This is a genomic window from Wolbachia endosymbiont of Ctenocephalides felis wCfeJ (assembly GCF_012277315.1).
In the GTDB taxonomy this organism is placed as follows: domain Bacteria; phylum Pseudomonadota; class Alphaproteobacteria; order Rickettsiales; family Anaplasmataceae; genus Wolbachia.
Window position 1 is genome coordinate 1,101,460 of record NZ_CP051157.1, and the last position, 21,986, is coordinate 1,123,445.

Genomic DNA, 21,986 nt, shown 5'->3' on the forward strand with positions numbered 1-21,986 from the left:
CCATTTCTGTATATTATATATGCAATGCCATTTTAGTCAAATTTTATACGATTTTCACACTGCTGATGAGATCAAATGCCATAAACCCTAATTTTTCTGTATGGGTAAATGCATCTGCTGGTACAGGAAAAACAAAAATCTTGATAGATAGAGTATTAAGACTTTTGTTAGAAAACAAGAAAAATATTCTCTGCTTAACGTTTACCAATGCAGCAGCAAATGAGATGGAAAATCGCATTCACAGTACTCTGAGTAGGTGGGCAACATGCTCAAATAGCGAGCTCTTAGAGCAATTAGATCTCTTATTACTATCGCTTCAGCACCCTTCTCTGTCATCCCAGGACCACACCACACCATCCCAGTATCCTACCACGCCATCCCAGCACCCTTCCTTGTCATCCCAGTGCTCGACACTGGGATCCAAAAAAAATGAAATCCTTAATCGTTATTTCACTCAAGCAAGAAAGCTTTTCTCTGAACTGGAAAATCTAGGTTTAACTATACAGACTATACATGCTTTCTGTTACAAATTAATCTCTAGCTTTCCTGTAGAAGCTGGTATCGCTCCAAATTGCATGCTGAGCGAATGTAAAGAATTACATTCCATCGTATTTGAAAAAACGCTTCGCAATGAGACCGTGCAAGATAGTATAAATTCTATTGCAGTCGAAATTGATGAAAACAAACTACGCGATTTGCTTTATACCTTGTGTGTAAAAAGGCCATCACCAGCAACCGATTTGGAGTACATCAGAGATAAACTCAGCGCCCCAGATAGAGTCCATGGCTTAGAGAATGAAACGATTGAACATGTGAGAAGAGTAGCTGAAATATTAAGCGAGGGCAGTAAAAGGGATCAGAGTTACAGTGCAATGCTCTACGATTGGTGTAAACCATCTGTCATTCCAGCACGTGACCAGAAAAAAAGAAATATGGATCCCAGTGTCAGCTACTTGGATGACACTAATATAGAAAATCTAACCAAAGTATTTTTAAAATCAGAATCAAACGAAAAAAAAAGCATATCATCTATCATAACCAAGAGTACTTTGGAAAAATTCAGAGATGCAGAACAGATGATAGAAAATATTCAGAACGCAGTGTTTACCCATACAAGAGATATCAACTCTTATAAGATATTTAAGAAAACCAGTGACTTACTCAACATACTTAAAGTATACGTTGACCTGTATAATAGTGAAAAATCAAAAAATGCATTGCTCGACTACAACGATATAATTGATTTAGCAACAAATCTTCTCGGCAATCCAGAGTATAAAGATTGGGTATTATTTAACTTAGATCAAAAAATAGATCATATACTTGTTGATGAAGCGCAAGACAATAGCATCAGTCAATGGAAAATTATAACCAATCTATGTGACGAATTTTTCACCGGCGGTGATGAAAAGCGAACCTTATTCGTTGTTGGTGATGTAAAACAATCTATTTACAGATTTCAAGGAGCAAATTCTCACCTATTCAACTACATGCAACAATACTTTCACACAAAAACTGGTGGTAGAGATTGGATATCATGTCAACTCGAGAAATCATTTCGCTCTACTCCGGAAATTCTGTTGTTTGTAGATAGAATATTTAACAACTTTCGTGAAGAAATATCATTTGTCAATAGTGAAATAAAACATATTCCACACAGAGAGAACGATCAAGGATACATTGAAATTTGGCCGCTATTACCAAGATACACAGAGGAAGAACAACAGGCCTTACAAATTCATTTAACGCATAGGAAAGGTTACATAGTAACAGACCGATTACTTGCTCAGACAATAGCCCATAAAATTCATAACTGGTTAAATGAAGGACGAATTTTAGTTGCTAAAGACCGCCATATAGAACCAAGGGATATAACGATCCTAGTGCGACAGCGAAATGTGCTCGTTGATTACATAATAAGTGAGCTCAAAAAAGCAAACGTGCCGGTTATAGGACGTGATTATTTTAGGATTATGGACTACATAGCTGTGCAAGACTTAATAGCTTTAGCTGAATTTTTACTTCTTCCGGCGAATGATTTGGCTCTTGCAAATACTTTGAAATCACCTCTGTTTAATTTTACAGAGGATGATTTATTTAATATTGCATACGATCGTAAAGAGCAGTCACTCTGGGAAAAACTTCAAGATTATTCAGAGGTTATCTATAGTGAGTTAAACTATCTCATTAACTTATCTCACACAGTACTACCTCTTACATTGTTCACACATATACTACACGCAGGTAAGAAGAAATTCGCTGCAAGGCTAGGTCTTGAGTGCTTCGAGATTTTGGATGAATTTATGAATCTTGTGCTGCAATTTGAAAGTCCATCTCTGCAAGCATTTGTCCAGTGGATCAAAGAGAATAATCCAGAGATTAAAAACGATATGCAATCAGAACGTAATGCTGTACGAATAATGACAATTCACAAATCAAAAGGTCTACAAGCTCCGATAGTGTTTTTGGTTGATACAAATACGGTGCCAAGAAACAGTGAAAGTATCATTTTTGATGCAGCAGAAGCGCCATTTTGGTGTGGAAAGAATAACAATGCTTATTGTGATCAAGCAAAAAAAGAGAAGATACTAGAAGATTATAATGAATACCTGCGCTTGTTATACGTGGCACTTACGCGTGCTGAAGACGAGTTATACATTTTGGGTAAAGAGCCAGTACAAAAGAACTCTTGGTATGATATAATTACTAAGCATGGAGAACCATATGAAAAGAAACACCTAGACTTACGTCCAATATTTAAAGAAAAAGTTGAAGTATTATGCATGAATGCAAACTACCCCTCTGTTTATAAAAAGCGTAACTATTTTGATGCTCCTGTGATTTCACCTCCACCAAACCTATCACCCCAGCCTTCAGTGTCATCCCAACCCTCCCCTTTGTCATCCCAGCACCCTCCTCTGTCATCCCAGTGCTTGACACTGGGATCCAGGAAAAAAAGAGGAGAGTCAGCACCTTCCCCTGTCATCCAAGTAGCTGACACTGGGATCCAGGAAAAAAGAAACATAGATTCCAGCGTCACGCGCTGGAATGACACCAGTACTCATATGAAAGACAGCTATACAAGAGGTCTAATAATTCACAGCATATTACAATATATACCTAAGATAGAGAAAGACAGGAGAAAGAACTGGATCAGAAAATACCTTGATAGTATAAATACTAGAGAAGATAAAAATGAAATTTACAATAAAATATTAGCCTTTAATGAAAAATATGATTATCTATTCGACTTGGAAGGTAAGTCAGAAATTGCACTGAGCGGAACAATTAATGGCGAACCAGTATTGGTACGCTTAGACAGGCTATGTCTAACCCAATATAAAGCAATTGTGATTGATTACAAATCACACCGCACAGTTTCTGTTTCTTCATTAAATGAAATAAAGAAGCAGATGCTGACCTATAAAACACTAGTACAAGAAATATATCCAAATAAGCAGGTGGAGTGCATAGTTATTTGGGTGGAAGACTTAACCTTACAATCTGATTTTTCTTAATCTAAACTCAGCAGAAAAAGATACTACATAGAGCTACACTGGTTCATTTCATGACAGTATCATCCCATTACCCATCTATGATGTCATCCAAGTAGCTCATTTTTTGTCATCCCAGTACTTGATACTGGGATCCACTTTTTTCACTGGATTCCAGCGTCACGCGCTGGAATGACACCCTTTGATGAAAATAAGAAACCTCTTATTTTCGATTCTGTATAAAAATGAAAATAAGGCTTAGTAGCTAACACTGGGATCCACTTTTTTCACTGGATTCCAGCGTCACGCGCTGGAATGACACCCTTTGTTGTAAATTCACTTTTACTCTATGGTTATCTTTTTATACTACCTTATTTTGCCACTCCGCTGAACAGATACCAACACTGAGGCACAATTACTCTTCTTCTATACCCATAGCTTTAAAGGCTATATGCTAAGCACCGTTAAAAGCCATACTCTCCATACTGTTCGCCCATTTTAATTCTATTTAAAGAGTACTTAACATATGGAATAATGTTCTCAGGCAATTTCTCCACATTAAAAAATTCCAATTTTTCACACTTATGTGGCTCGTTGTTGGCAATAGCTCCTTCATATTTCTTGACCCTAAAGAAAAAATCAAGCATAATTAATTCCTTCTCTTTTCTTTGTAATACATATGCAAAATCTAAGTCTTCACTACTTAGTATCATGCCTGCTTCTTCATGCCCTTCTCTGATACATGCTTCGCTTATATTTTCGTTCTCTTCCACATGTCCAGATACCAATCCAAACATTCCATCTGCATAACCTGTATTCCTTCTTAAAAGAAGGAGAGTCTGGTTGCCTTGCTCTACAATCAAATAAACTGCAACTATACTTTTAAACCTTATTTTATTTAACATATAGATTGAGTGGAGCTCAATTTTCGATAATTTATATTGCTTTATATCTATGGTTGCAAGCCACTTTTACTTGAAGCAATCAGATGTTTATTAAAGCACCACAACAATTCAAGAGCTTTTTTCTCCCTCTCTCACTGTTTTCCTAATCCCTAGGGAGTTATTAAATAGTTAAACTATTTGACTTTACATGTTATCTTAATTATAATTTAATTTTTTAGTGAGGTATCATGAGTGAAATAGATTTTATTAATCAGCCTTTGAACCTAGAACAGGAATTTGGCAATGGATATATCAAACTTACAGATTGTTCCTTTAACGAAGGTACTGGCCATGATCACATAGGAAGCAAAATACTAGATGAAAAACATCACACAATAGGAAACTTAACTATTGACGGTTACATTTATAACTTCTATGAGGATAACAACAATATGAATCTTAAATTTTCTGTGGAGATGGATCTAAAAGGTGATATGAAGAAGATAAATTCGCTACGCAAGAATATATAAAATTACACCAGCTTCTACATCACAAGCAGTGATGTAGAAGTATTCCAATACAACAAACTTTAAAACCACTGCATTTTATATTACAATAGTTTTTTTGTTTCTCTTTAGATCGATGAAATTCACATTGTCTTGGTTGCTAGAGCATTTAGAAACCAACGCCAGTTTAGAAGAAATCACTGATAAGTTAACTCACATCGGGTTAGAAGTAGAAGATGTGATCGACAACGCCAAGCTGGCTGGATTTGCCGTTGCAAAAGTATTAGAAGTCGCACCCCATCCAAACGCTGACAAATTAAAACTATGTAAAGTAGACGATGGAAGTAAAGTTCTGCAAATAGTTTGCGGGGCAAACAACGTCAGAGGAGGCATGAAAACTGTACTTGCGTCCCTTGGTAGCACATTGCCAGAAAGTGATTTTACAATTAAGCCCGCAAAAATACGAGGAGTGCTAAGTGAAGGAATGCTTTGCTCTGCTTCTGAGCTTGCGCTGGTGCAAGAAGAAAGTGAAGGAATAATTGAGCTTTTTGATGATTATAAAGTAGGAGATAAATTTTTCAATTGTGATCCTGTAATTGACGTAAATGTTACTCCAAACCGCGGAGATTGCCTAGGAGTTTACGGAATAGCGCGTGATTTGGCAGCAACTGAAATTGGAACATTGAAGGCTTTAACCTACTCTGGTGTCATTCCAGCGCGTAACGCTGAAGTCCAAGATAAATCCCAGTTTCTGGCTACCTTGATGAAAATGAATTCTTCTATAAATGTCAAAGTCACTGACGGAGAAAGTTTTATTAGTGGAACATACATTGCCAATGTAAAAAATAGGGAAAGCCCAAAATGGCTAAAAGATAGGCTAGAGTCGATAGGGATGCGCTGCATTTCTGCAATAGTTGATGTTACTAATTATATTATGATATCTTTTGGCCGCCCAATGCACGCATATGATGCAAAAAAGATAGAAGGAGAGCTCGTAGTACGCAAAGCAAATAGCGGAGAAAAATTCACTGGTTTAAATGATAAAGAATACTTATTAAACAAAGACATAAGCGTTATTTCTGACAATAAAAATATTCATGCAATTGCTGGAGTTATAGGTGGCAAGCGCAGTGAGTGCTCTCTTGAAACTACTGATATCTTTTTAGAGTCCGCTTGGTTTGATCCCATCTCGATTACCAAATCTTCAAGGCAGCTCGGCATTTCCACAGATTCAAGTTACAGATTTGCACGTTCAGTTGATCCTGGATTTACCCTTAATGGACTAAGTCTTGCGACTCAGATGATCTTAGAGTTATGCGGTGGAAAAGCCTCAAGTGTGGTGTCTGCTGGCAATTTAGATAGAGCTGATACCAAAGTGAACCTTGACTACCAAGACATAAACAGGTTTGGAAGCGTGTCTGCATCACCTAACGAAACATTCGATATTTTAACAAAACTAGGATTCAGCATTGATAAAAAAGCTGAAAGTAATTGGAGTGTACAAGTACCAAGCTGGAGACCAGACGTAACCATATCGGCTGATCTAGTTGAAGAGGTAGTAAGAATATATGGCTATGATAAAATAAAGGAAGAGCCCCTCACAGGAGATATCGAAGCAGAAACCAATGCGCAAGATGATTTGCGTATTTTAATGACAAGTAGAGGATTTCACGAAGTGCTCACTTGGTCATTTATGAGTGACTCTACAGCTGAAAAGTTTGGTTATTCGGACAAGTTGTTTATTATCGATAACCCATTTAATAACAACTTCAATATAATGAGACCAAGTGTCATACCAAACTTACTCCAAGTCACTACAGATAACGTTGCTCATGGAACATCTGATCTTGCAATTTTTGAAATCGGACCAGTTTACGATAGTCTCAATCAGCCTAAATATGTTTTAAGTGGAATTAGGTCAGGAAATAATTTGCCAAGAAACCATTATAACACTGATAGGAAAGTAGATATTTTTGACGCAAAGGCTGACCTTATAACGGCTTTGGAATTTCTGAACGTCAATTGCGATAATTTAACGATAGAGAGAGCAGAAAAAGAATATTACCATCCAGGGAAGTCAGGCACTTTATCTTTTAAAGGTAAAATAGTTGGTCATTTTGGAGAACTACATCCAAGCATATTGGATTTTTTTGATATCAAACAAAAAGTTGTAGGCTTTGAATTGATATTAGAAAATATCGGAAATTTACCTGCAAGTAGAAAAAAATTTATCGATTATAAATATCAAAGCGTAAAGCGCGACTTTGCGTTTATTGTAAATAAAGATGTAGCAGCAGGTAATATAATCAATATGGTGCAAAAAAGCTCAGAACTCATCACGGAGGTTCTAGTGTTTGATGTATACCATGGAAATAATATAGAGCCGAACAAGATGTCCATAGCATTATCAGTTACTTTCTGCTCTCCAACTCACACTTTAACCGAAGAGGAAATTCAAAAAGAATCAAGTGCTATAGTTAATTTAGTACGTGAAAATACTGGAGGGATTTTAAGATACAGCTAAAGTCTGCTTGGTTTAGTAAAAAACGGACAGAAGATTTTGAAAAAGACACTAGTCAGTTCCTTAAAAAAAGCAACAATTACAGGCTATTATCGGCAATAATTCAACTATATTCTCAAGTATTATAACCTTTAACTTTACAGTTACGAGTATCACTAATAAAAGTTACTATAATATATATTTTCATACAGTCGTTCTACATATTAACAACTTTTTTTATTGAAAAATTTAGAAAGATATTGTAGAATTATTATAGTAATAGACTTCGGTAAAACTTATGGCAGACTCAGGAATTAACATATCTCTCGGCAAAGAAACTTCAAAGTATCTTTCTCGCTTGGCTAAGGTGAAAAAACGGTCTGTTCAAGAGCTAGCGGAAGAGTTTATACAAGAAGCAATTGAAAATGAAGAAGATACAGCACTAGTTGAGCTTTCCATTAAGCGCAATACTCCAGATGCAGAAATAGTTGATTATGAAGACGTCAAGTGGAGGTGTCAATCATGAAGATGTTAAGTGGGAATAAAATATTACAAAATTAAATTTTTAAAGAGCGTTATTGAGAGAGATCTTCCAGCTCTACCGGTAACGATAGAATTAAGAGTAAATAAAGCAATACAGGAACGTCTTAGAGTTAATCCAACTAAGTTAGGAAAACCATTATTTGGCAGGTTTAGAGGATATTTCAGATTACGTGTTGGTGATTATCGTATAATTTACCAAATAAAAGCTCGAGATTACATAGTGCTCATTACTGCAATAAGGCATAGAAAAAACAGCATCGCTAAAAACAGTTACTATATTTCATACAGTCGTTCTACATATTAACAACTTTTTTTATTGAAAAATTTAGAAAGATATTGTAGAATTATTATAGTAATAGACTTCGGTAAAACTTATGGCAGATTCAAGATTTAGCATAACTTTCAACAATGAAATTTCAGAGTGTCTTGCTGGACTAGCTAAAATAAGAAACAAGTCCATTAGAGAACTAACAGAAGAGCTAATACAAGAAGCGATTGAAAATGAGGAAGACAAAATACTAATCGAACGCGCTGCTGAACTTAATGTCCCAGGTGCAGAAACAGTTGATCTAAAAGACGTCAAGTGGGACTAAAGCGCTATACGATTAAGTTTCTAAAAATGTTAGTAAAAGGGATTTACCGATTCTTCCAAAAACAATAAAGTTAAGAGTTGAAGAAATAATAAAAGAGCGTCTTACAGTCGACCCAATTAATCTTGGTGAATCGTTGCGTTATAAATTCAAAGGACACAGAAGACTAAGAACCGGTGATTATCGTATTATATATCATGTAAATGCCGTGAAATATGAAGTAACCATTGTTTCAATAAAACACAGAAAAGACATTTAAGAGTAAGTACATCCAAAACTTTCAATATATTTCTATACAGCCCCTTCTCCTGATCCATTTTCTTTATTGAAAAATTAAAAAAGATACTGTATACTAGTTATAGTAGTATACTTTGTAAAACTTATGGCAAACGCTAATGTAGCTTTCAGTAAAAAAACTCTACAGCATTTTGCTAAACTGGTTGAGCTCACTAAGCAGCCCTCTCAAGAACTAGCAGAAAAGCTGTTTAGAGAAGCAATAGATCGCGAAATAGAGGATTTTCTAGTATCTAAAATTTCTGATGAGCGTGATATTGAAGGCGCAGAAATGATTAAAAGCGAGGATGTAGATTGGGATACACTATTATCTTCATAGGAAAAGTTATCAGGAAGGATCTTCCAAATCTTCCAAAAACAACAAGATTAAGGATCGTAAAGGCAATAAATGAACGACTTACAGCTGATCCAATAAACCTTGGTGAACCACTATATTATAGTTTAAAAGGGCGTAGAAGGCTAAGAGTAGGTAATTATCGCGCGGTTTACAGAGTAAATCAATCAGAACGCACAGTAATTGTCACAGAGATAGGACATAGAGATACTATCTACGATAGATAAATATATCTGTAGACAATTAAATATATTTTTATACAGCGCCTTCTCCTGATCCATTCTTTATTGAAAAATTAAAAAAGATACTGTATACTAGTTATAGTAGTATACTTTGTAAAACTTATGGCAAACGCTAATGTAGCTTTCAGTAAAAAAACTCTACAGCATTTTGCTAAACTGGTTGAACTCACTAAGCAGCCCTCTCAAGAACTAGCAGAAAGGCTACTCAAAAAAGCAATAGAGCGTGAAGAAGAAGATTTCTTATTATCTGTGGTTGCTAACGAGTACGATGTTGATGGTGTGAAAGAAATAGAAGATAGTGAAGAAATCTGGAAATAAACTATATACCATAAAACATCTTGAGCACGTTTGTAAGAAACATATACCAGCCTTACCAGAAACTATAAAAAAAAGAATTAAAAAGCGATAAGGGAGCGACTTACAGCTGACCCAGTCAAACTTGGTAAACCATTACACTACGGCTTTAAAGGACACAGGAGGTTAAGAGTTGGTACTTATCGTATTATATATCGCGTGAACACTGCAAAATATGAAGTTACTACTGTTGCAATAGGACACAGAGACACCATTTACGAAGAGGCTATGAAAATAATCAATAAATACTGTCAATAACACACTTTTCTATCAAGCATAGAGGTTATATTTATATTCATACGGGCATTTTCCTGACCTCATCGCCATCTTAGGTGGCTCTGCTCAGCTTACAAAAGCCTCGATTTCTTAGTCTCCATATATTATTGGTCTAACACAGTTTTTTTAGTATTCTTTAGCAATCACTTCACCAGCGGCAAGGTAATACCGCACTGCTTCATATACTTTCCTTTCATATCATCGTATGATTTTTCACACTCGCTTTCACCGCTTAAAAACACAAATTGGCACGCCCCTTCATTAGCGTAAATTTTTGCAGGAAGTGGAGTAGTATTTGAGAACTCGAGTGTAACATGACCTTCCCATCCAGGCTCCAAAGGAGTAACGTTTACTATAATCCCACACCTTGCATAAGTTGATTTACCAACACAAATTACCAGTACATTCCTTGGTATACGAAAATACTCAACCGTACTTGCAAGTGCGAAGCTGTTTGGCGGAATTATGCACACATCTGTTTCCCTATCTATAAAACTATTCTCGGAAAAATTCTTAGGGTCTACGACAGCTGAATTAACATTAGTAAAAATCTTAAATTTATTGCCAACTCTCGCATCATATCCATAAGATGATAAGCCAAAAGATATAACACCTTTACTGCTTTTGTGATCCACAAAAGGCTCTATCATTCCAAAGCTTTCAGCTTTTTCTTTTATCCATTTATCCGGCATAACCGCCATAATTATCCCTTAAAGTTGTGTAATACTTACAATAATATAAAATAAAATTTAAATGTAAACTACAGACCTGGTAGCCTCTATTATTCCAACATCAGTCACAAGTCTATATGAACATTGAGATACAAGTCGATTTGTACCAAGAAGAAAGATGCCACCCAAGTAGTCCAACTTATATCTCTAATATCTTGGAGGATTTATAATTGATTTTCATGTCAAATATAGAATTTTAATAAAATTAACCTCTCTATGAAACTATACAGTAGTAAAATTAAAAGAAATCAATGGTAGTAAGACTGAAAGCACAGGCATGGAATAAAAGTAGCAATAACGCTACAACAAATTATTATACAAATAAATATAAAAAAGGACTTGCTCCTCTATACATTGCTGTTAAACACGGCTATGCAAAGGCAGTGAAGTGCTCGACGAAAAATAGAGTAGGTGCTAAAGTACAAGATAAAGACACATTTTTTACTTCTCTACGTAAAGTTTCTGCACACAATATTTTAGTGTGGTAAAGCACCTAATAAAAAGTGGAATAGGTGTAGAAATAACCGATCAAGATGGATTTACTCCTTTGCATGTTGTTGCTGCCCGTAACAGTGTAAAGGCAATAAAATATTTATTAGAGAATGGAGCAGATCTTGAAGCACGAGATAAAAACGGATGTACTCCTTTACATTCCGCTGCTATGTCTGGTTGTGTAAAAGGAGTAAAGTGCCTAGCAGAAAGTGGAGCAAATCTTGAAGCACAAGATAAAGACGGATTAGATCCCTTGTTTTTTGCTAGGTGCGCTAATAACGACAAGATAATCAAACTTTTGGAAGAAAAAATTAAGAGTAAAAAAGACTTAAGCAAGGATATATCAGAAAAAATAAAAAGTCAGCACTCTCAAACAAGTACAGTATCACTAGAAAAAGTGGAAAAAATAGAAAAAGCAGAAAAAGTAGAAAAAAAACCACTGGTATCAAAAATTACCTACATAAGCCTAGTGGCCACATCAATAATAGGCTCTATCCTCAGTATTGCTTCGGGATCGTTTTGTCTATCAATAATTGCAACTTCTGTAACATCCGCGCTGATAGCCAGCGGCATTATGTACAGAATATTAAAACCTACCACTGAATTGAAAGAAGTAGGCATTCATGGTTCAGACTTATGGCTGCACGAATATTTGATTTGAATCTACCAGAAGGACCAACTCTCTTGAAAATTTATCTTTGTCTGCAGGCTTTTCATTAAATAACTAAATTCAGTAAAAAGTGTATCTATTCTAGCAAAGGGTTTGTAGGTGCGCATACATTCCTGCACTTTTTCTGAATTCTTTTTTTACAGGAGGACATTATGTCCAGCACTATTAGCTTAAGCTTTGTATAGGCTTAAGCGTTAATGCACATAAAAAAACCAAAAGGCGCCTATGGTTTTTAACATTAGACAGCAAACTTTACGTGCTAGTATAGGGTTTTTTTGCCTTTTTTTCATTTGGTAAATTTGTATCCATTCAGAGACATATTGAAGCAAAAGTGGTGTCATTCCAGCGCGTGACGCTGGAATCCAGCCTTATTTTCACTTTTACACAAAATCGAAAATAAGAGGTCTCTTATATTTATCCACGCAAATAGATAAGCCTTATTTTCATTTTTATACAGAATCGAAAATAAGGGATTTCTTATGTTCATAGAAGGGTGTCATTCCAGCGCGCGACGCTGGAATCCAGTAAAAAAAGAATGGATCCCAGTGTCTGCTACTCGGATGACATTATTAGGCTACTCGGGTGACATCATTGATACAAGAAGCCTATTACCATTAAGATAAGCCTTATTTTCACTTTTACGCAAAATCGAAAATAAGAGGTTCTTATGCTCATCTACACAAATAGACAAAGCTTTATTTTCATTTTTATATAGAATCGAAAATAAGAGGTTCTTATGCTCATCTACACAAATAGACAAAGCCTTATTTTCATTTTTACGCAAAATCGAAAATAAGAGGTCTCTTATGTTCATCCACGCAAATAAGGTAAGTCTTATTTTCATTTTTATACAGAATCGAAAATAAGGGATTTCTTATGTTCATAGAAGGGTGTCATTCCAGCGCGTGACGCTGGAATTCAGTGAAAATAAAGTGGATCCCAGTGTCTGCTACTCGGATGACACCGTCTGTTACGCAAATTACTTGCTAATTGTAATGTTCGTGACCATAATGCAAGAAGTCTATCACCATTAAGATAAGCCTTATTTTCACTTTTACGCAAAATCGAAAATAAGAGGTTCTTATGCTCATCTACACAAATAGACAAAGCTTTATTTTCATTTTTACGCAAAATCGAAAATAATGTATACTATAAAAATGGTGTGCTGGAGTTGAATGAATGGATATTAAAGAATCGTATACGTTCAGCCAATGGCGTCAACCTAAGGAAAAACGTCAGTGATTGTGTTGTTCCCTATAGCTGTAATAAGGTAGATAAACCCAAACGTCATCATCTCTTTAGAAGAGTTTGCTAAGGGAGGCTCTTAAGTTGACACCATTGCCAGTACATTCACTAAAACTGACTATTTCTTCTTACTAAGTAATAACAAGTTACCGATACAAAAATAGATTGGTAATATTTCAAGCCTGCCAAGCAGCATTAAAAACGACAGAAATAGTTTTACTCCATTACTAAAGGAGGAATAATTGCCCGAAGGTCCGATTAAGTTACTAAATCCTGGACCAGAATTTGTAAGCGTCGCAGAAACTGAGCTAATGCTAGTTATAAAGTCTGTATTACTTAAGTAAGACATCACTACCGATGATACAGCAAACGTTAATATATAAATTGCAAAAAACGTAAACACAGAGCGAACTTCATCATTTGCCAAGGTTTTACCGTTAAATCTCACTTTATTATCTGCATCAGAGCTTAATAAAAGGTGAAAGCGACTTACTATAGCCCTTAGAAAAACGATCAGACGGAAGATTTTGATTCCACCGCTCGCAGAACCACTACATCCACCAACAAAGGTTAGAAAAAAAGCTAAAACCGAAATAAAGCTCCAATCTACGTAATTGCATATCACATAGCCAGTTGATGTGATAAAAGAAGTAATAGTAAATGTGCCGTACCTAAATGATAATGATATTCCTAAATTAATATTCTTGTATAACCAAAAACAAGCAACCAAAGATGCGATAATAACTATCTTGACAAAGTAAGAGACCTGTTCATCATGGCAAATGTCCAGCCGTCTTATAATTTTGAAATAGCTAAGAAAAGGCAGAGAACCCAAGATCATAAAGATGATTGTTATGGCTTCAAGCAAGGGATTATTATAGTGCCCTATGGAATCGTTGTAATTAGCAAATCCACCAGTTGATACAGCGGACATTCCATGACATATAGCGTCAAACAACGGCATACCAGCCAGATAATAGGAAAATATGCATAATAAAATTAGGCTATAATATATTACCGTAACATGAACAACTACACTTCGCGTGTTTGGTAACCTTCTTTTTGTAGCATCTGAATATTCAGAATAAAGCAAATTATTTAAGCTCAGAATCTTGAGCATGGGAAAAATTGCAATTCCTATAGTGATTATACCAAAGCCACCTATACCATGCAGAATTGCTCTCCACAGTAGCATTCCTGGAGATAGCTTTTCAACATCATCAAACACAGTTGCTCCTGTTGTTGTAAGGCCAGATATCGTTTCAAATAATGCGTCAACATAGCTTAGACTACTGAAATAGAATGGAATAGCTGCAAACAGGGATAAAACAATCCAGGTACAACTGGTAACCGTAAAAATTGCTGGCATTCTATACAATCTGCTCAACTTACCCAATAAAACAAAAGTTGCACCAGATACACAAGTAACCATAAACCCAGTTAGAAAATTTTCCCATTCGTAGCCCAAATACTTATTAGTAATAGCAGGAATAATCATTGTTAAGCTAAACAACAACAGGAATACTCCAACAATAAATACAATTGAGCGTAAAGTCTGCAAATGTTGATGACTTTCCATAGAGCTACTTTCTAAAATAAAAGAATATTACACTATATCGTGAACTCTTGCTGAGATTTTCTTTATATCCTCATTTGAAAGTGGAATCAGACCGCGCCTAGATAGGTACCCATCCTCAGCACTGATTGAATCTATAACTTCTCTAATAAATTCTCTTAACCCATCAACAGTATTTAAGTGCTCTTTCTTTATGTAAAGATATAGAGGCCTTGCTAATATATATTTTCTCGATGATATATTTTCATAAGTCGGCTCAATCCCTGCAATTGTGCTTCCTTGTATTTTATCTTGATTTCTCATTAAAAAGCTAAAACTAAATATCCCTAAGGCATTCTTGTTACTTTTTAATTTTTGTATTATTATGTTTTCATTATTTCCAACTTTTATGTACCTTCCATCCTCTCTGATATTGCTGCATGCCCTCTTTCTTTCCTCCAAATCGTTATAAGTTTCTCTGAAAATTCTTGAATGCATGCATGAATATTGATCAAGCATAACAAAATTAACTAAAGCGTCGTATGTACCCATATCTTGATGGGGACCATAAATTTCAATTTCCATTTTTGGCAAGGCCTGGTTTATATCAGACCAAAATTTCTTATTATTTTTTACTAGTTTACCATTCTCTTGGGAATACGCAGATAAAGTTTCAAACAAATCCTTTTTTGTAAAATCAAATTTATAACTTTGATTCGAATTTGCGATTACAACTCCATCATATCCAAGAATGATTTCTACTACCTCATTTACTCCATTCCTCTTACATAGTTCCCTCTCCACATCTTTTATAGGACGAGATGAAGTAGTGATATCTGGGGTATTCTCCCCTATTCCTGCACAAAACATTTTGAACCCTGCCCCACTCCCTATCGATTCCACAACTGGAGTCTTCAAGGAGAATACACGATTGAAGTCTTCAGCTATATATGAGATAAAGGGAAAAACGGTCGAAGATCCAACAATTCTGATATATTTCCTTGCATCAGCTTTTGATAGCGGTATGGATACCGCAAATATAAAAATCAAGAAAAAGTCTTTAAGCATCGTTTTTAGTTAAGAACATAAGCCTACAATTTTATTAACAAAAAATCAAACTGAAAAGTCCTAATTCTCTTTAAATCATAAATCGACTGCGGTAAATTTACATTGTCTTGCCCGTCACTCTTCAATCCAAGCATTCTTTATGTAAGTAGGTCCCTTTTTTAGGGAAAGAAAACATAAATCATACCTGACTGAATAATCTAAAAAATTAAGGTTCCTACTTAGAAAGTACTTAGAGGTATTCACAATAGACCGACACTGAAGATAAGATATTGGCATTTCCTTTTCAAGCAGACTTGTTTTAACTTCTATAAAAAACAGTTTTTTTTCTTTAGATACAATTAAGTCAACTTCACCGAACTTACAACGATAACGGTGCCTTACAATATCATACCAATTTAGTTTTAAATATATTAAAACTAACAGCTCACCAAGATAACCTATAAAATAGCGTAACTTACCTGTCATAAAAAAGAGAACTATAATTAACTTTTTGTAACTACTTTATTCTCCTCTCTACCTTTTTCTTTATTTTTACTGCCAATCTTACCCTTTGTTGCAGTGTCTCTATCAACTAGCTCTATTACTGCCATTAAAGCACAATCACCCTTTCGAGTATTAAACTTTATTATCCTAGAATACCCACCTTTACGATCTTGATAACGACTAGCTAAAACGTTTAGTAATTTATCAACTGCTACCTTATTATTATGAAGGCGTGAAAGCAAAAGTCTTCTACCGTGTAAAGTATTCTTATTCTTAGCGATTGTAATAAATTTTTCCATATACGGACGAAGCTCCTTAGCTTTTGCTAGGGTAGTTATAATCTGCTCATGGTTAATTAATGAAATAGATAGGTTCTTCAACATCGACAACCTATGCTCAGTGCAACGAGATAGCTTACGCTTTTTTATTCCATGTTTCATATATTACCTAATCTTCATCAGTATGTTGTCTAGCCAATTCATCTATATCCTTAGGTGGCCAATTTGGAACATCCATACCTAAAGACAAACCAAAATTACTTAAAACTGCTTTAATCTCATTCAAGGACTTTCTACCAAAATTAGCAGTTCTTAACATTTCACTCTCTGTTCTCTGCACAAGGTCACCTATATAGGTAATATTTTCATTCTTCAAGCAGTTGTGTGACCTAACAGACAACTCCATTTCATCTACCTTACGCAATAAGATAGGATCATAACCCAAATCCTTATAACCACTAGAAGAAGCCTGTGATTTTTTATAACCTACATCAGAACATATAAAAGGCTGACATTGCTCTTGTAATATCCTTGCAGCAGAATCAACAGCTTGACTTGGAGAAATTGTACCATCAGTCTCAATCGACAATATCAACTTATCCTTATCAGTAACTTGACCAACACGACTATTCTCCACTTTACACGAAACCCTGCTGACAGGGCTATACAAAGCATTAACTGGAATGAAACCCTTTAGATCCTGTTCGCTAATAAGCTTTAAAAGCTCGTTTTCTTTATATTTAGTAACAGGAAGGTAGCCCTTTCCACTAGCCACATATATAGTCATATTGAGCTCTACATTCTGCCCAAGTGTGCATATTAGCAGATCTTTATTAACAATAGAACACTGATCATCAGTTTCTATCATTCCAGCCAATACCTGACAAGGCCCTTTAGCATTCAAACTTAAGCATTTATTAGCAGTACCATTTAATTTACATCTCAGCATACTAATATTCAATACTATATCAGTTACATCCTCCCGTACTCCCTGAATTGAAGTAAATTCATGAGTTACGCCTTCAATTTTTATGCCATAAACAGCACTACCTACAAGAGAAGATAACATCACACGCCTTAATGCATTACCAAGTGTTAAGGCAAAACCACTCTCCAATGGTTCTAGTACTATATCACCTTTTTCACTCGAATTACCTGGCAATACTTTAATTGAACTAGGCCTAGTCAATTTGTCTAAACCGCCAAAAACAGCAACACTGTCATTATGGTACATAAAACAACCTTTTCAAATATTTTATACTCTTCTTTTTTTTCTCAACCTACATCCATTATGAGGAATCGCAGTTTTATCTGCAATTGAGGTTACCGTTAACCCGCAGTTCTGAAGCGCTTTCACTGCAGCTTCAGCCCCAAAACCAGGACCACGTATTATAACAGAAACAACTTTCATACCAAACCTCTCTACTGCAACCTTTGCAGCAGATTCTGAAGCCTTACCTGCAGCATAAGGTGTAGATTTTCTTGAACCTGAGAAACCATGCGCCCCAACAGAAGTTTGGTACAGAGTGTTACCTTGAACATCAGTTACATTTATAAAAGTATTATTAAAAGTTGCACGAATATGCACAACCCCAGTAACAAACTTTTTCGCACTTTTACCAACTGTTCTGACCTTTTTCATAAACTTAATAACAATAAATTTTATTTCTTTCCGGCAATAGGTAAACGAGACCTACCCTTACGAGTTTTAGCATTGGTATGAGTTCTTTGCCCTCTTACAGGCAAACCTTTTCTGTGTCTTATTCCTCTATAACACCCCATTTCTACCAAAGACTTTATATTCATAGCTACTTCTTTTCTAAGCTCACCCTCTATAGTATAACTTCGCCTAATGAAGTTGCTGATTTTTTCTATGTCTTCATCTTGTAATTCCGAAACACGCTTATTCCTATCAATTTTACAAGCATGGCAAATTGCGTTTGCAGTAGCAATACCTATACCATATATATAGGTTAATGCAAAAGGAACACATTTCTTTACTGGAACATTTACACCTGCAATACGCGCCACTAATACTCCGATACTTTATTAATAATAACTCTTAATTTATACCATAAAATAATCCAGAGTCAAACTAAATTGCAAGAAATTTTGTTCTCAATCTCTTGCTTTACCTGAACAACACTAAGATTAGCATTAATCGTTAATAACTTGTCTTTATAATATTCACGCAAATCTTTTATTTGAATGTGATACTCGCTCATTCTTTTATTAATCGCAGATAAGTCAGAGTCATCAACCCTCCTCTCCAACCTAGTACTTTTACATTTTGTACAAACAAAATTATTACCACTCTTGAAAGAAGATGCACTGTATACACTCTTGCAGTCCAAGCACACAAGACGATCCTTTAACCTTTTAATCGCCACCTCACCGTCAAGCTGCAATTCAATTACAATATCCACATCTTTGTTATATCTTTCCCTCAAAACTTGAGTTAAAAAATGAGCTTGGTTTAGATTTCTTGGAAAACCATCCAACAAAAAGTTATCATCCACGCATGCAAGCTGGCTGCGTAATAGTTCACATATGACTTCATCTTGAATCAAATTACCAGATTCTACAGTATTCTTTATCTTTTTACCCAGCTCACTACCACTAGATATAATATTTCTCAGTAAATCCCCTATTGAAATTAACTGTAAGTTATACTTTGCTATTAACAGGATTGACTGAGTACCTTTACCTGAACCAGGAGGACCAAAAATTGTAATAATCATCTTAATTTCCTTGTTTTAGACTCATATTTCCTTATCCAACTATCATATCTATTTGAAAAGACATAGGATTGTATTTGCACAATAGTATCAGTAACAACATTAACTATAATCAATAAGCTCGTTCCACCAAAAATAAAAGATATACCATAATAATACCTTATAATTTCAGGCACAGCACATATAACTACCAAATATGCAGAGCCAATAAACGTTAACTTAAAAACTATATATTGAAGGTAATCAGAGGTATGTTTTCCAGGTCTTCTACCAGGTATAAAACCACTATTTCTTTTAAGAAAATTAGCATTTTCTTCTGGATTAAATATAAAATTGGTATAGAAGAAGTTGAAAAATATTATAAGCGCTAAATAAGCTAAAATATAAATCACCTTATTTGCTATAAAGTAATCTAAAATGAAATTAGAAAAAGCATGCCCTTTATAGAAAGTTGCAATTGAAATAGGTGTCAATAAAATTGCATTGGCAAAAATAGTTGGTATTACACCAGATAGATTAATTTTTAATGGAATATAAGTAAAATCGTCATTGTGTAATTTTTTAAATTGCCTTTTAGGATATTGAACAACGACTTTTCTATAAGAAGACTCTATAAAAATAACCAAAAGCAACAATAAGAAAAACGCTATCAAAATAAAAAAGATAATAAATAACGATATGCTACCATTTTTACTCAACGTTAACAGGGATGAAAAAGCACTATGTAGTTCTGATATTATGCCCGTAAAAATGATTAACGAGATACCATTACCTACACCACTAGTGCTGATCTGTTCACCAAGCCATATCAAAAACATCGTCCCACCTAAAAGGCTAAAGACTCCTACTGTACGAAACATAAGACCAGGTTCAATTACAACTAACGCTCCTTCCCTATTCATTCTTTCTAATCCAACTAAAATAGTAATCGATTGAAACACACAAAATACCACAGTCATATAACGTATGTAAGAATTCATCTTTCTACGTCCCAATTCCCCATCATTTTTGACTTCATTAATTCCTTTGATAGCAGAAGATAATAACTGCATAACTATAGATGCAACTATGTATGGCATAACACTGAGCGCTAAGATTGTCATTCTAGCTAATGCACCGCCAGAAAATAGATTAAATACTCCAAAAACACCTGAACCCTCTTTAGGAAATATATCATTAATTATATCAAGATTAATTCCAGGAATAGGCACATAAGTACCCAAACGATAACAAATTAAAGCGATCAGCGTAAAAAATATACGCTTTAATAAATCACCTTTATATAACAATGCAGGATCCAAACTATTAAACGCGGACTTGCTGCTCATCATTTATGATAGTATTTCCACACTACCGCCAACTGAAGCTACAGATTTTCTTGCAGCTTCCGACGCAAAGTCAATACGAAATACACATTTCTCGTTCAGCTTACCTTTATTAAGAAGCTTGACTTTATCCTTGACAGACTTTATACAGCCTAATTTACATAGCATCTCCTTATCTATAACAGAGCCTTTTACTATCTTTTTAGTTTCTATTAAGTGCTGTATATCAGCAACATTAATTATTGGGTATATATTCCTACGTATAAGGTTAAAACCTCTCTTAGGTAAACGAGTATATATAGATTGCTGCCCACCCTCGAATCCATTGATGGAAACACCGCTCCTAGCTTTCTGCCCCTTATGCCCCCTACCAGATGTTTTTCCTTTACCACAACCAATACCTCTACCTAGTAACTTAGACTTTTTTTTCTGTGATAATTTATTAAATATAGAGTTTAACTTTATAGTACTATTCATACTTTACCTATTTCCAACTATCTCTCCAATCTTTTTATCTCTTTTTCTCGCAACTTGACGAGGAGATAACATACTACCAAAAGCTCTGAACACTGCACATATAACGTTATGAGGATTGTTCGATCTTGTAGACTTAGCTACTACATCTTTTATACCTAACACTTCAAAAACTGACCTAATTGCTCCACCAGCAATAATACCTGTTCCCACTCTAGCTGCTCTTAAAACTATTTCACCAGAGCAAAACTTAGCTTTAATGTCATGATGCAAAGTTCTACCTTCACGCAAGTACACCCTAATCATCGATTTTTTTGCAGCATTTACAGCTTTTATCCTCGCTTCAGCAACTTCCGCGTGTTTGCCCATTCCGCATCCTACTCTACCCTTTTCGTCTCCAACAACCACCAAAATTGAAAATGAAAACCTTCTACCACCCTTGGTAACCGTTGTTACCCTCCGTACTGAAACTAAAAGCTCTGATAAATCATTATTATTTTGTAAATTCTTTGCAGCCATATTTAAAACCTTTTAAAACTTAAATCCAGAACTTCTTAAGGCCTCAGCAAATTGAGAAACCAACCCTGTGTACTTATAGGCCCCACGGTCAAAAACCAATTCCTGCTCTAATTTCATATCAGACAAACGCTCAACCATTAAAGAAGAAACCCGTCTTACAGTCTCAGCATTGACTCTACCTTTACATACATCTCTAACTTTAGCATCCAAAGTAGAAGCAGAAACAAGAGTTACTCCCTTTTCATCATTAATTAATTGAACGTAAAAATGCCTATTAGATTTAAATACGGATATACGTAAACGCTTCTTGTCACCATTATTAAGCTTCCTTCTATTACGTAACTTCCTTTTTTCAAAATTACTCAAAAAATTATATAACCTTTTCATCTTA

Annotated in this window: 30 protein-coding genes; 14 read left to right on the forward strand and 16 right to left on the reverse strand. The window is 35.1% G+C overall.

Annotated elements, in window-relative coordinates:
• The first annotated feature begins 65 nt into the window (after nucleotides 1–65).
• Complete coding sequence (locus HF196_RS05235) at nucleotides 66–3,518, forward strand: UvrD-helicase domain-containing protein (RefSeq protein WP_168456123.1); 3,453 nt, start codon at nucleotides 66–68, stop codon at nucleotides 3,516–3,518.
• A 440-nt stretch (nucleotides 3,519–3,958) separates the two neighbouring features.
• On the opposite strand, the gene HF196_RS05240 is transcribed toward HF196_RS05235, so the two are convergent.
• Nucleotides 3,959–4,399: an NUDIX hydrolase gene (locus HF196_RS05240; RefSeq protein ID WP_168456124.1), complete on the reverse strand. Its 441-nt coding sequence runs from the start codon at nucleotides 4,397–4,399 to the stop codon at nucleotides 3,959–3,961.
• A gap of 227 nt (nucleotides 4,400–4,626) precedes the next feature.
• On the opposite strand from HF196_RS05240, the gene HF196_RS05245 reads away from it, so the two are divergent.
• The 10 genes from HF196_RS05245 to HF196_RS05290 all read left to right on the forward strand — a co-directional run bounded on the left by HF196_RS05245 (nucleotide 4,627) and on the right by HF196_RS05290 (nucleotide 9,999).
• The gene (locus HF196_RS05245; protein WP_168456125.1) at nucleotides 4,627–4,908 is read left to right on the forward strand and encodes a hypothetical protein; all 282 of its coding nucleotides are present in this window, start codon (nucleotides 4,627–4,629) and stop codon (nucleotides 4,906–4,908) included.
• A 112-nt stretch (nucleotides 4,909–5,020) separates the two neighbouring features.
• Complete coding sequence (gene pheT / locus HF196_RS05250) at nucleotides 5,021–7,408, forward strand: phenylalanine--tRNA ligase subunit beta (protein ID WP_168456126.1); 2,388 nt, start codon at nucleotides 5,021–5,023, stop codon at nucleotides 7,406–7,408.
• A gap of 274 nt (nucleotides 7,409–7,682) precedes the next feature.
• Nucleotides 7,683–7,910 (forward strand): hypothetical protein, encoded by a 228-nt coding sequence (locus HF196_RS05255; RefSeq protein WP_168456127.1) that lies wholly within the window; start codon nucleotides 7,683–7,685, stop codon nucleotides 7,908–7,910.
• Between the two features lie 9 nt (nucleotides 7,911–7,919).
• Complete coding sequence (locus HF196_RS05260; RefSeq protein WP_168456128.1) at nucleotides 7,920–8,231, forward strand: type II toxin-antitoxin system RelE family toxin; 312 nt, start codon at nucleotides 7,920–7,922, stop codon at nucleotides 8,229–8,231.
• Between the two features lie 70 nt (nucleotides 8,232–8,301).
• On the forward strand, nucleotides 8,302–8,520 hold the full coding sequence (locus HF196_RS05265; protein WP_168456129.1) for a DUF6290 family protein: 219 nt from the start codon (nucleotides 8,302–8,304) through the stop codon (nucleotides 8,518–8,520).
• A gap of 115 nt (nucleotides 8,521–8,635) precedes the next feature.
• Complete coding sequence (locus HF196_RS05270; RefSeq protein WP_246198633.1) at nucleotides 8,636–8,776, forward strand: type II toxin-antitoxin system RelE family toxin; 141 nt, start codon at nucleotides 8,636–8,638, stop codon at nucleotides 8,774–8,776.
• A 123-nt stretch (nucleotides 8,777–8,899) separates the two neighbouring features.
• Nucleotides 8,900–9,130, forward strand: coding sequence for a hypothetical protein (locus tag HF196_RS05275; protein ID WP_168456130.1), 231 nt, complete (start codon nucleotides 8,900–8,902; stop codon nucleotides 9,128–9,130).
• Nucleotides 9,106–9,372 (forward strand): type II toxin-antitoxin system RelE family toxin, encoded by a 267-nt coding sequence (locus tag HF196_RS05280; RefSeq protein WP_168456131.1) that lies wholly within the window; start codon nucleotides 9,106–9,108, stop codon nucleotides 9,370–9,372. The genes HF196_RS05275 and HF196_RS05280 overlap by 25 nt, the downstream gene beginning before the upstream one ends.
• 117 nt (nucleotides 9,373–9,489) lie before the next feature.
• Complete coding sequence (locus tag HF196_RS05285) at nucleotides 9,490–9,705, forward strand: hypothetical protein (protein ID WP_168456132.1); 216 nt, start codon at nucleotides 9,490–9,492, stop codon at nucleotides 9,703–9,705.
• Nucleotides 9,706–9,792: 87 nt separating this feature from the next.
• Nucleotides 9,793–9,999, forward strand: coding sequence for a type II toxin-antitoxin system RelE family toxin (locus HF196_RS05290; RefSeq protein ID WP_369799953.1), 207 nt, complete (start codon nucleotides 9,793–9,795; stop codon nucleotides 9,997–9,999).
• 161 nt (nucleotides 10,000–10,160) lie between these two features.
• On the opposite strand, the gene dcd is transcribed toward HF196_RS05290, so the two are convergent.
• Nucleotides 10,161–10,718 (reverse strand): dCTP deaminase, encoded by a 558-nt coding sequence (gene dcd / locus HF196_RS05295; protein ID WP_168456133.1) that lies wholly within the window; start codon nucleotides 10,716–10,718, stop codon nucleotides 10,161–10,163.
• 281 nt (nucleotides 10,719–10,999) lie between these two features.
• Between dcd and HF196_RS05300 the strand changes: the two genes are divergently transcribed.
• Together HF196_RS05300 and HF196_RS05305 are read left to right on the forward strand one after the other, a co-directional pair.
• Entirely contained in the window at nucleotides 11,000–11,236 is a 237-nt protein-coding gene (locus HF196_RS05300) for a hypothetical protein (protein ID WP_168456134.1), read from the forward strand.
• The gene (locus HF196_RS05305; protein WP_168456135.1) at nucleotides 11,230–11,901 is read left to right on the forward strand and encodes an ankyrin repeat domain-containing protein; all 672 of its coding nucleotides are present in this window, start codon (nucleotides 11,230–11,232) and stop codon (nucleotides 11,899–11,901) included. Before HF196_RS05300 ends, HF196_RS05305 begins: the two co-directional genes overlap by 7 nt.
• A 346-nt stretch (nucleotides 11,902–12,247) precedes the next feature.
• On the opposite strand, the gene HF196_RS05310 is transcribed toward HF196_RS05305, so the two are convergent.
• Both HF196_RS05310 and HF196_RS05320 read right to left on the reverse strand, forming a co-directional pair.
• Nucleotides 12,248–12,397: a hypothetical protein gene (locus HF196_RS05310; protein ID WP_168456136.1), complete on the reverse strand. Its 150-nt coding sequence runs from the start codon at nucleotides 12,395–12,397 to the stop codon at nucleotides 12,248–12,250.
• Nucleotides 12,398–12,484: 87 nt separating this feature from the next.
• The gene (locus tag HF196_RS05320; RefSeq protein WP_168456138.1) at nucleotides 12,485–12,754 is read right to left on the reverse strand and encodes a hypothetical protein; all 270 of its coding nucleotides are present in this window, start codon (nucleotides 12,752–12,754) and stop codon (nucleotides 12,485–12,487) included.
• Between the two features lie 46 nt (nucleotides 12,755–12,800).
• On the opposite strand from HF196_RS05320, the gene HF196_RS05325 reads away from it, so the two are divergent.
• Nucleotides 12,801–12,944, forward strand: coding sequence for a hypothetical protein (locus HF196_RS05325; RefSeq protein WP_168456139.1), 144 nt, complete (start codon nucleotides 12,801–12,803; stop codon nucleotides 12,942–12,944).
• A gap of 329 nt (nucleotides 12,945–13,273) precedes the next feature.
• Here HF196_RS05325 and HF196_RS05330 read toward each other — a convergent pair whose 3' ends face one another.
• The 12 genes from HF196_RS05330 to rplR all read right to left on the reverse strand — a co-directional run bounded on the left by HF196_RS05330 (nucleotide 13,274) and on the right by rplR (nucleotide 21,982).
• Nucleotides 13,274–14,734, reverse strand: a complete 1,461-nt coding sequence (locus HF196_RS05330; RefSeq protein WP_168456140.1) for a TrkH family potassium uptake protein — start codon at nucleotides 14,732–14,734, stop codon at nucleotides 13,274–13,276.
• Nucleotides 14,735–14,761: 27 nt separating this feature from the next.
• Nucleotides 14,762–15,778, reverse strand: coding sequence for a substrate-binding domain-containing protein (locus tag HF196_RS05335; RefSeq protein ID WP_168456141.1), 1,017 nt, complete (start codon nucleotides 15,776–15,778; stop codon nucleotides 14,762–14,764).
• Between the two features lie 114 nt (nucleotides 15,779–15,892).
• Nucleotides 15,893–16,243: a YraN family protein gene (locus HF196_RS05340; RefSeq protein WP_168456142.1), complete on the reverse strand. Its 351-nt coding sequence runs from the start codon at nucleotides 16,241–16,243 to the stop codon at nucleotides 15,893–15,895.
• Between the two features lie 17 nt (nucleotides 16,244–16,260).
• The gene (gene rplQ / locus HF196_RS05345; protein WP_168456143.1) at nucleotides 16,261–16,701 is read right to left on the reverse strand and encodes a 50S ribosomal protein L17; all 441 of its coding nucleotides are present in this window, start codon (nucleotides 16,699–16,701) and stop codon (nucleotides 16,261–16,263) included.
• Between the two features lie 7 nt (nucleotides 16,702–16,708).
• Nucleotides 16,709–17,773: a DNA-directed RNA polymerase subunit alpha gene (locus HF196_RS05350; RefSeq protein ID WP_168456144.1), complete on the reverse strand. Its 1,065-nt coding sequence runs from the start codon at nucleotides 17,771–17,773 to the stop codon at nucleotides 16,709–16,711.
• Nucleotides 17,774–17,794: 21 nt separating this feature from the next.
• Nucleotides 17,795–18,181 carry a 30S ribosomal protein S11 gene (gene rpsK, locus HF196_RS05355; protein ID WP_168456145.1) on the reverse strand — a complete coding sequence of 129 codons (387 nt, stop codon included), beginning with the start codon at nucleotides 18,179–18,181 and terminating at the stop codon, nucleotides 17,795–17,797.
• Between the two features lie 20 nt (nucleotides 18,182–18,201).
• Entirely contained in the window at nucleotides 18,202–18,570 is a 369-nt protein-coding gene (rpsM, locus tag HF196_RS05360; protein WP_168456146.1) for a 30S ribosomal protein S13, read from the reverse strand.
• Between the two features lie 59 nt (nucleotides 18,571–18,629).
• The gene (locus HF196_RS05365; protein ID WP_168456147.1) at nucleotides 18,630–19,280 is read right to left on the reverse strand and encodes an adenylate kinase family protein; all 651 of its coding nucleotides are present in this window, start codon (nucleotides 19,278–19,280) and stop codon (nucleotides 18,630–18,632) included.
• Complete coding sequence (secY, locus tag HF196_RS05370; protein ID WP_168456309.1) at nucleotides 19,277–20,605, reverse strand: preprotein translocase subunit SecY; 1,329 nt, start codon at nucleotides 20,603–20,605, stop codon at nucleotides 19,277–19,279. Before secY ends, HF196_RS05365 begins: the two co-directional genes overlap by 4 nt.
• Nucleotides 20,606–20,608: 3 nt before the next feature.
• Entirely contained in the window at nucleotides 20,609–21,079 is a 471-nt protein-coding gene (gene rplO, locus HF196_RS05375; RefSeq protein WP_168456148.1) for a 50S ribosomal protein L15, read from the reverse strand.
• A gap of 3 nt (nucleotides 21,080–21,082) precedes the next feature.
• Nucleotides 21,083–21,595 carry a 30S ribosomal protein S5 gene (rpsE, locus tag HF196_RS05380; RefSeq protein ID WP_168456149.1) on the reverse strand — a complete coding sequence of 171 codons (513 nt, stop codon included), beginning with the start codon at nucleotides 21,593–21,595 and terminating at the stop codon, nucleotides 21,083–21,085.
• Nucleotides 21,596–21,607: 12 nt separating this feature from the next.
• On the reverse strand, nucleotides 21,608–21,982 hold the full coding sequence (gene rplR / locus HF196_RS05385; RefSeq protein ID WP_168456150.1) for a 50S ribosomal protein L18: 375 nt from the start codon (nucleotides 21,980–21,982) through the stop codon (nucleotides 21,608–21,610).
• Nucleotides 21,983–21,986: the final 4 nt, after the last annotated feature.

Excerpts from the sequence above, each read along its gene's own strand:
- HF196_RS05340 (WP_168456142.1), bottom strand. The coding sequence starts at position 16,243 with ATGACAGGTAAGTTACGCTATTTTATAGGTTATCTTGGTGAGCTGTTA.
- HF196_RS05235 (WP_168456123.1), top strand. The coding sequence starts at position 66 with ATGAGATCAAATGCCATAAACCCTAATTTTTCTGTATGGGTAAATGCA.
- HF196_RS05310 (WP_168456136.1), bottom strand. The coding sequence starts at position 12,397 with ATGAACATAAGAAATCCCTTATTTTCGATTCTGTATAAAAATGAAAAT.
- rpsE (WP_168456149.1), bottom strand. The coding sequence starts at position 21,595 with ATGGCTGCAAAGAATTTACAAAATAATAATGATTTATCAGAGCTTTTA.
- HF196_RS05335 (WP_168456141.1), bottom strand. The coding sequence starts at position 15,778 with ATGCTTAAAGACTTTTTCTTGATTTTTATATTTGCGGTATCCATACCG.
- rplR (WP_168456150.1), bottom strand. The coding sequence starts at position 21,982 with ATGAAAAGGTTATATAATTTTTTGAGTAATTTTGAAAAAAGGAAGTTA.
- pheT (WP_168456126.1), top strand. The coding sequence starts at position 5,021 with ATGAAATTCACATTGTCTTGGTTGCTAGAGCATTTAGAAACCAACGCC.
- HF196_RS05240 (WP_168456124.1), bottom strand. The coding sequence starts at position 4,399 with ATGTTAAATAAAATAAGGTTTAAAAGTATAGTTGCAGTTTATTTGATT.
- HF196_RS05255 (WP_168456127.1), top strand. The coding sequence starts at position 7,683 with ATGGCAGACTCAGGAATTAACATATCTCTCGGCAAAGAAACTTCAAAG.
- HF196_RS05285 (WP_168456132.1), top strand. The coding sequence starts at position 9,490 with ATGGCAAACGCTAATGTAGCTTTCAGTAAAAAAACTCTACAGCATTTT.
- dcd (WP_168456133.1), bottom strand. The coding sequence starts at position 10,718 with ATGGCGGTTATGCCGGATAAATGGATAAAAGAAAAAGCTGAAAGCTTT.
- HF196_RS05320 (WP_168456138.1), bottom strand. The coding sequence starts at position 12,754 with ATGAAAATAAGACTTACCTTATTTGCGTGGATGAACATAAGAGACCTC.
- secY (WP_168456309.1), bottom strand. The coding sequence starts at position 20,605 with ATGAGCAGCAAGTCCGCGTTTAATAGTTTGGATCCTGCATTGTTATAT.
- rplQ (WP_168456143.1), bottom strand. The coding sequence starts at position 16,701 with ATGAAACATGGAATAAAAAAGCGTAAGCTATCTCGTTGCACTGAGCAT.
- HF196_RS05330 (WP_168456140.1), bottom strand. The coding sequence starts at position 14,734 with ATGGAAAGTCATCAACATTTGCAGACTTTACGCTCAATTGTATTTATT.
- rpsK (WP_168456145.1), bottom strand. The coding sequence starts at position 18,181 with ATGAAAAAGGTCAGAACAGTTGGTAAAAGTGCGAAAAAGTTTGTTACT.
- HF196_RS05245 (WP_168456125.1), top strand. The coding sequence starts at position 4,627 with ATGAGTGAAATAGATTTTATTAATCAGCCTTTGAACCTAGAACAGGAA.
- HF196_RS05300 (WP_168456134.1), top strand. The coding sequence starts at position 11,000 with ATGGTAGTAAGACTGAAAGCACAGGCATGGAATAAAAGTAGCAATAAC.
- HF196_RS05350 (WP_168456144.1), bottom strand. The coding sequence starts at position 17,773 with ATGTACCATAATGACAGTGTTGCTGTTTTTGGCGGTTTAGACAAATTG.
- HF196_RS05365 (WP_168456147.1), bottom strand. The coding sequence starts at position 19,280 with ATGATTATTACAATTTTTGGTCCTCCTGGTTCAGGTAAAGGTACTCAG.
- rplO (WP_168456148.1), bottom strand. The coding sequence starts at position 21,079 with ATGAATAGTACTATAAAGTTAAACTCTATATTTAATAAATTATCACAG.
- HF196_RS05275 (WP_168456130.1), top strand. The coding sequence starts at position 8,900 with ATGGCAAACGCTAATGTAGCTTTCAGTAAAAAAACTCTACAGCATTTT.
- HF196_RS05265 (WP_168456129.1), top strand. The coding sequence starts at position 8,302 with ATGGCAGATTCAAGATTTAGCATAACTTTCAACAATGAAATTTCAGAG.